The following is a 7170-nucleotide window of genomic DNA, read 5'->3' as shown; positions in this document are numbered from 1 at the left end:
TGTTTTACCATGCGCGCGCATGTGAGGGATTGGGGGTTGCAACCCCCTAAATAACGAAGCTGTAGGGTTTCTCATTTTTGGGTGAAAATGAAAGAATGACAACTTCTTGCCAACGATATAATAACTTCTTGCCAACGATATAATAACTTCTTGCCAACGATATAATAACTTCTTGCCAACGATATAATAACTTTTATAAAAATAAGTTGTTATATTAACCATTTTGAGCTACAATAACAGCGTGCTGATAGTTTCACAAGTGCGGTATTTCCTATGTGCGACAAAATTTGGAGAAATTAGCTTGACTTTGTTGAGTTAGTGGGTTGGAGGATAGAGAGGGCGACACCTCGTTAGGAGGTATCAATGTGAAAGTATTTGTCGTATTAGTGCTAGTATTAGTAATTCTCGCACCTTTACTTCACTAGGTTTATTCATAGTCTAATCCCTTGTTTATGGGGTTAGACCCTTATAAGCATACTAATACGATCGCACTTATTATACACCAAAAGTAAGGAGTATAGAGTGGAATTTGATCAATTAGATTTACAAAAAGCGTTGAAAATATTAGACACACTCCCACAAACCCCACAAATTGAGTTACAAAAACAAGAAATACAAAAACGCATCAATAAAATAACAGACACAACAATCAAAGAATTATTATCAAAGCACGAAAAAGAAACCCAAGAACCCACGCTAAAAGAAGAACCCACACCAATAAAAGCGCCACAAACCACCCCCACACCATGCAAGGATTTAGTGGTTAGCACCCCTAAAGATAACGCCTATACCACCTACCATAACAACACTAACAAGGTTAATCTAGGGAAATTGAGCGAAAGGGAAGCCAATCTTTTATTCGCTATTTTTCAAAGGCTTAAAGATCAAGGGAATACCCTCATTCGTTTTGAACCGCAAGATTTGAAACGCATGCTAAACATAGATATTTCTAATGAGCGCTTATCAGAAGTGGTCATCAAGCTGTGGGATAGTATCAAAACCGCTGATTTTTGGAAAATTAGCGAAACAGAAACTTCAATCATTCAAGAAAATTACATGCTTTTTAGTCGGTGTAAAATTGAATTGAACAAACCGAGTAAAGATTTGAAGTATTTAGAAATCCAACTCAACGATAACTATCAATACTTGCTCAACAATCTGGGCATGGGTCAATACACTTCTTTCAATCTGTTAGAATTTCAAAGGGTGAGAGGTAAATACGCCAAAACGCTCTATCGCTTGCTCAAGCAATACAAAAGCACAGGGATTTTGAGCGTGGAATGGACTCAATTCAGAGAACTTTTAGACATTCCAAAAGATTATGAAATGCCAAACATCGATCAAAAAGTCTTAACGCCATCGCTCAAGGAACTTAAAAAAATCTATCCCTTTGAACATTTGAGTTACAAAAAGGAACGCAGAAACAGCCACGACAAGCGCAAAGTAACGCATATTGATTTCTACTTTGAACAACTGCCACAGGGCGAAACCAAGAAACAAAAACAAGCCAATAAGCAACGCGCTAAAAGGGACATTAAGCTCATAGCATGGGATATTCACAACCAAATCGCTAAAAGAAACGCAAAAGCCACTATAGAAGCTAGGTTGCTTGAATTAAAAACCTTGATTGGCTATCAATTCAGGCACAATGACAGTGGGATCATTTTGCAAATTGATAACGCCACTTTTGAGAACAATCAAATGCTTTTGCATGTTTCTTACCCTAAAAGCAAAAATAACCCTCAAAAATTGCGTGTGTCAAGCAAAACATTCGCTTTAGAATTTCTGTTTGTTAATGGATACAGCCTGAAAAAAGATAGCTTGTTAGAAGAAATTGAACCCCCTAAAATCCACCCTATCACTAACGAACCCATTAAGGAATTTGCAGAATACATTGGAAAAACGATCCACATCACCAACAACAATGTGGATCAATGCCCTGATGGGATCAGCAACTACCTGAAAATCACTCGGATCGTGAAACTGAACGATAATCGGATCTGTATCTCAATCCAAGATGTGGATAAGCCTGAGAAACTTCTCAAACCTTTCATCGCTAAAGATGAAAAACACTTGAAGAATTGGTTTAAGAAATATTATCGGTGAAAAGACAGATGCATTTGACTAAATTTAGATACTAGGACAAAGTGATGGATTATAAAGAATTGTTAGAATTTGATGATTACGCTATGGATCTGACCATTCGCATGGCGCACCACAACTCCGCTATGGAGGGCAACAACTTGACTTTGGGCGATACGATGAGTATCTTAATAGACAGAAAGACCCCTATCAAGTCGGTGAGCTTAGATGAAGTGCATGAGATAGAAAATTATCGCAATTTTGTTCCCCTTATTTTAGAGTTTTTAGAGAGAGATAAGATCATAGATGAACATTTGATTGGCCATTTCCATTCTGTTTTGATGCGTAATATCCTGCCTGATTTTGGAAAATTCAAAACCACTTATAATGAGATCATAGGGGCTAAAAAACCGACTGCAAGTCCAATAATGGTGCAACCTAGAATCAATAATCTGTGTTTGAAAATACAAGATGAAGCGCTATTGAATTTGAGCGGTGAAGAAAAAATAAAAAAGATAGCAGAACACCACATAGAATTTGAAGAGATCCACCCTTTTAGTGATGGCAATGGTCGCACAGGAAGAGCCTTGATGTTCTACCAAACCATAAAAGCTAATTTAACGCCCTTTGTGATTGAAGTAAGCGCTAGAAGCGAATACATGCATGCTATGAGGGAACAAGACACTAACGCTCTAGTTGGCATCATTAAGAACTGCCAAAAAATAGAACTAGAAAAGATTGAGCGATACACTGCCATTTTGAAAGAAAGGCGAGCGGCAAATTTTTCTGTCAAAAAATCATGAGCACTTGAAAAATTGGTTCAAGAAACACTATCGGTGAAAAGACAGATGCATTTGACTAAACTCATAGAAAAACTGAATCACGAAAGAAAGAATGCTATCAAAAATGGCATTTACCACCTGATCCAAATCAAATTTTCTTACAACTCTAATCGCATTGAAGGAAGCGGTTTGACTTATGAACAAACCGCTCATATTTTTGACAAATCCGTTCTCATAACTGAAAAAAACGCCAATATCAAACTTGATGATATTTTTGAAACCATCAATCATTTTGAATGCGTGAATTACTTGCTTGAAAGCTGTGAAGAACCTTTGAGTTTAGAATACTTCAAGACTTTACACAAAATCTTGAAAAAGAATTGTTCTGATGAAGTTATTGGTGGTTTCAAAAAACACCCTAATTTTGTAGGCAATAGCGCCACAACAAGACCCCAATTAGTTGAAAGCGAATTGACAAATCTTGTGAAAAATTACCAAAGCAACATTGAAGTGAGTTTGGAAAACATCATAGATTTTCATGTGGCTTTTGAAAAGATCCACCCTTTTAGTGATGGCAATGGTAGGGTGGGGCGATTAGTGATGTTCAAAGAATGTTTGAAAAACAATATCATGCCCTTTATCATAGAGAACGAACACAAAGTCTTTTACTATAGGGGCATCAAAGAATATGACAACACAAAAGGCTATTTGAGAGACACCATTTTGCAAAGTCAAGACAATTTCAATGAAATGGTTAGCTATTTCTTTTGCGAATGAAATCGCTCTAATTTTCGTTTTGAGCGTTTTTTAGCTTGTAAGTAATATCATTAGTCGGTTTTTGCTTTTCGTTGGCTGTAGGCGATTGTAGATAGCAAATCATGGGATTAAATATGTTAAAGTTTTACTTTGTATAGGAATACACATGTCAAAATAAGCGTGGATACAAAATGTACAGTGATAACTATAGTCGGAGAAAAAATAAGTAGCTCAAAACTTGTTATGCCTAAAATAATAACAGAAATTACTCGTGAGACACTAGATTTTAGAGAAGTAAGGGATGAGATTTTATCTTTACTGACATAAAGAGAAAATTGATAACTTACAATAAAGTCTATGTATGTAAACAAGGCAACACTGAGTATATAGGCACTAACAAATAGCAATATGTTCATACTTAGCAACAGTGCACTAGCAAGTCCAGTCAAAAAGATCATGGTAATAGTCATATATCGGTTATACGAGTTGGCGTTACAAAAATGAACGAGAATTCCTATAACTTGAAATGAGATATAAAATATAAACAAGTAGTTTTCTGTAATTTTTTTGTCTAGCAAGTAGGCTTGCCATAATTGAAAATGACTTTGAAAAAAGATTTGCAAAATTAGACTGAGTAAAATTAGATTTTTAAGAAGTGGTTTATCTTTTAGCTCTCTAAAACTTTCCATTACATGTTGTTTTAATATCTGCAACTGTTGGTTTTTTTCTAGTTTATGAGAAGAATTATCTTTAAAAAATAAAATAATGACCAAGAGGCACAGCAATGTGAGTAAGACTGATATGTAGTACATGGAAACACCATATTTTAAATACAAGAACGAGCCTAAACAACTTCCAATTATCAACCCTATAAAACTGATTTGGCGACTTTTAGCAATGAATGGTGATAAATCTTCTTTTTGGTCTTTGATGTTGGTAATGAGAGTGGCATCAATGGTACCTGAGTCTAGAGCGTTTGATAACCCATAAATGCCCCATGCTAGAACCATACTAACAAAGCTGTCTAACCATAAGACACAAAAAAAGCTACACACTAGAACTAATTTTGAAACGATAAAAAGCATCTTTCTATTTATTAAATCTGCTAACACACCACTCGGGTATTCTGAGAGTAAAACACACAAACTGTAGGTGGCTTGTATGATCATAATTTGACTTAATGATAATCCTTTATTGAGCAATAATGGTGTTAAAATGGCATGTGGCAAAGACTGGGCAATGACAAGTAGTATCGTTGCACAGTAATAAGAGAGTATATTTACTTTTAGTGTTTTGTTCATATTAAGAAACTCTATAAATTACAATTAGAGCAAAATACACATTTATAATCTACACTAGATGGCAAAGTGTATGTTTTGAAAGTTTTATTGTCAACTCCGAATCGGCAGTTAAGGGATTTTATGGAATTAAGATCATTAGACATAAATTGTATAATATCTGAAATTGCTAGGCTAGAAGCGATAGAGTTATTTAAAAAACTTGATGGTGCTTGCATGCGGTCATTTATAAGACATATGTCTAGATTTTTATCACCGTCTTTTTTATCATCTAAAGCAAAACTATTATGACAAAAAGGACAACAAGACAATGAAGGGATATAAAAAGGACCGATAAGAGATATGTCATTTAAATAGCCAATATTTAAAAATGGAATGCGACACTTACAAAAAAATCTTGTTGCCAATTGTACTGTGTTTGGATTATCTCCAGAAACAATTCCAAACAAATTTTCTTTTTTATGTTTAGAAAAAATTTCTTCAAGATTGTCTTCACTGGCAAAATCATCTACTGTCTCAATATTGATGCCAAATCTACTAGAAAGAGCCTGCTTTATGGCAGATGTTTTATACTGTGAAATGTAATTCTTATCAAATAAGAACTGGCGGTTAAGATTACTGGGTTCAACGGTATCCTTATCTAACAATATTAGTTTTTTTGGATAAAAACTTGCTAAAGCATAGCTTACAAAATTTCCAATACCCCCACAACCAATAATGATGAAAATAGTTTTTTTAAAATTATTTATTGTTAGTTCTGGTTTACTTGACACTAAATCGATAAACAGGTGGTTCTTAAAATTTTGTTCGTCATTTGGATTTAGTATGAATGAGGTAATAAGTTTATTGGCAACTAGCTTATCAAAAATATCATGTTCTATTTTGCTAGTTTCCATAAAACTTTTTATCTCATTCATTCTTTTCTTCATTCTCAGAAAAACCAAGAGTCTCAGTGATTTCTCAAATCCATTATGATCAACGCAATACTGATATGTTCCAAGACCAATAATATTTTCTGTATCTGTTTGACCAACACATGCACTAAAACTAGTTTGATACCACTGCACAAATAACCTTTCTTGAATAACCAACTCTATTCCGATAAAACTTTGAACAATTACACTCTAAAATAGAGTGCAAAATTTTCAATTTAATTACGGTATGACAATTTCATGGCTTACTCCTTTTATAACTCTAAAAATCACTGAGATAATAACATAATTATGATTTTTTTATTACTAATTACATATTTATAATAATATTTTTTTGTAGTTTGGGTATATTTTACACGATAAATCATCACTAAAGTAATTTTTATAGATATAAAAAAAGAATTTTTTAATTCTTACCGCCCATACCCACGACTATAACTTCTCTCGTTTTCTATTTTTTGATTGTGTTCTCTAATCTTTCTATCCAGCTGTGTTGTTTTTGCATGAAGCTCTCTTGTTTCTTGTTCCATTCGTTTTGAAAGTCGTTCATCTGTTCGTTGAAAGAAGTCTCTAATTCGTTCTTTTGCGTTTCTGTAGATGTTTTTAATTGCATTAATTGCGTCTCGTGTTCTTGCATAAAGGTTGTGTAGGATTGTTCTAGCTCTTTCTTGAGCGTTGTTTCTAAAATTTCTAATTGTGTTTTCAATTCTTTGTATTGAGCTTGTGAAGTCTCTTGCTCTTTGATTTGAACGCTCTGTAATTCTTGTTGTAAAATCTGTTCGCACATTGTCTGTAAATCGTTTTTGAGCGAGATTTCTTTCTGTTCTAAGGTTTGCATCACTTGCTGTAATTCGGCTCTCTCTGTCGTTTCTAAGGATTGAAATTTCTTTAGTAGCGTGTTGTGTGTTTGAAGTAGCGTTTCGTAGCTCTCTTTCAAGTTCAAGGTTTCTGCCTCTAATTTCAAGTAATCGTTGCTTAGTTTTTGAAATTCTGCTGTAACTCTCTCTAGCTTGCTCAATAGCTCGTTTTTGTCGTTCTCTAAACTCTCTATTTCGCTGTTCTTTGCTTGCAGTAAGCTTTCTTTCTCGTTCTGCAAGTTCTCTACTTCTTTGATTAAAACATTCTGTAGCATACTTAAGCATTCGTTCTGCATGTTTTCCCCTTATTTCTTGGTCGGCATTTGGTCGTAAATTCTCTGTAGATTGGCGTTGTTTAGTTGGTCTATTTCTCGTTTTAACTGAAAGTTTTCTTTCTGTGAAAGCTCTAATTCCTTGTCCTTGTTTGGTAGAATGATTAGAAAGTATGCCCCCACTAATATTG

General features: G+C 34.3%; 5 protein-coding genes and 1 pseudogene. 3 read left to right on the top strand and 3 right to left on the bottom strand.

Annotation, left to right across the window (positions count from 1 at the left end; translation table 11 throughout):
• Positions 1 to 522: 522 nt before the first annotated feature.
• The 3 genes from QT74_RS07545 to QT74_RS07535 are packed head-to-tail and all read left to right on the top strand — an operon-like array spanning position 523 to position 3641.
• On the top strand, positions 523 to 2106 hold the full coding sequence (locus QT74_RS07545; RefSeq protein WP_033765848.1) for a replication initiation protein: 1584 nt from the start codon (positions 523 to 525) through the stop codon (positions 2104 to 2106).
• Between the two features lie 44 nt (positions 2107 to 2150).
• Entirely contained in the window at positions 2151 to 2885 is a 735-nt protein-coding gene (locus QT74_RS07540) for a Fic family protein (protein ID WP_033765847.1), read from the top strand.
• Between the two features lie 45 nt (positions 2886 to 2930).
• Positions 2931 to 3641, top strand: coding sequence for a Fic family protein (locus tag QT74_RS07535; protein WP_033765846.1), 711 nt, complete (start codon positions 2931 to 2933; stop codon positions 3639 to 3641).
• Positions 3642 to 3757: 116 nt separating this feature from the next.
• Here the strand turns inward: QT74_RS07535 and QT74_RS07530 are convergent, their stop codons facing one another.
• From QT74_RS07530 to QT74_RS07520, 3 genes and pseudogenes are all read right to left on the bottom strand, one after another.
• On the bottom strand, positions 3758 to 4921 hold the full coding sequence (locus QT74_RS07530; RefSeq protein WP_033765843.1) for an MFS transporter: 1164 nt from the start codon (positions 4919 to 4921) through the stop codon (positions 3758 to 3760).
• A gap of 11 nt (positions 4922 to 4932) precedes the next feature.
• Entirely contained in the window at positions 4933 to 5985 is a 1053-nt protein-coding gene (locus QT74_RS07525; RefSeq protein ID WP_033765841.1) for a ThiF family adenylyltransferase, read from the bottom strand.
• A 278-nt stretch (positions 5986 to 6263) separates the two neighbouring features.
• A pseudogene (locus QT74_RS07520) lies at positions 6264 to 7170 on the bottom strand (relaxase/mobilization nuclease domain-containing protein); the annotation flags it as partial.

Origin of the sequence: Helicobacter pylori SA213A, from assembly GCF_000476275.1 — a bacterium.
GTDB classification, from domain to species: domain Bacteria; phylum Campylobacterota; class Campylobacteria; order Campylobacterales; family Helicobacteraceae; genus Helicobacter; species Helicobacter pylori_CL.
The sequence above is the reverse complement of the archived record's forward strand: the minus strand, read 5'-3'. Positions and strand labels throughout refer to the sequence as shown.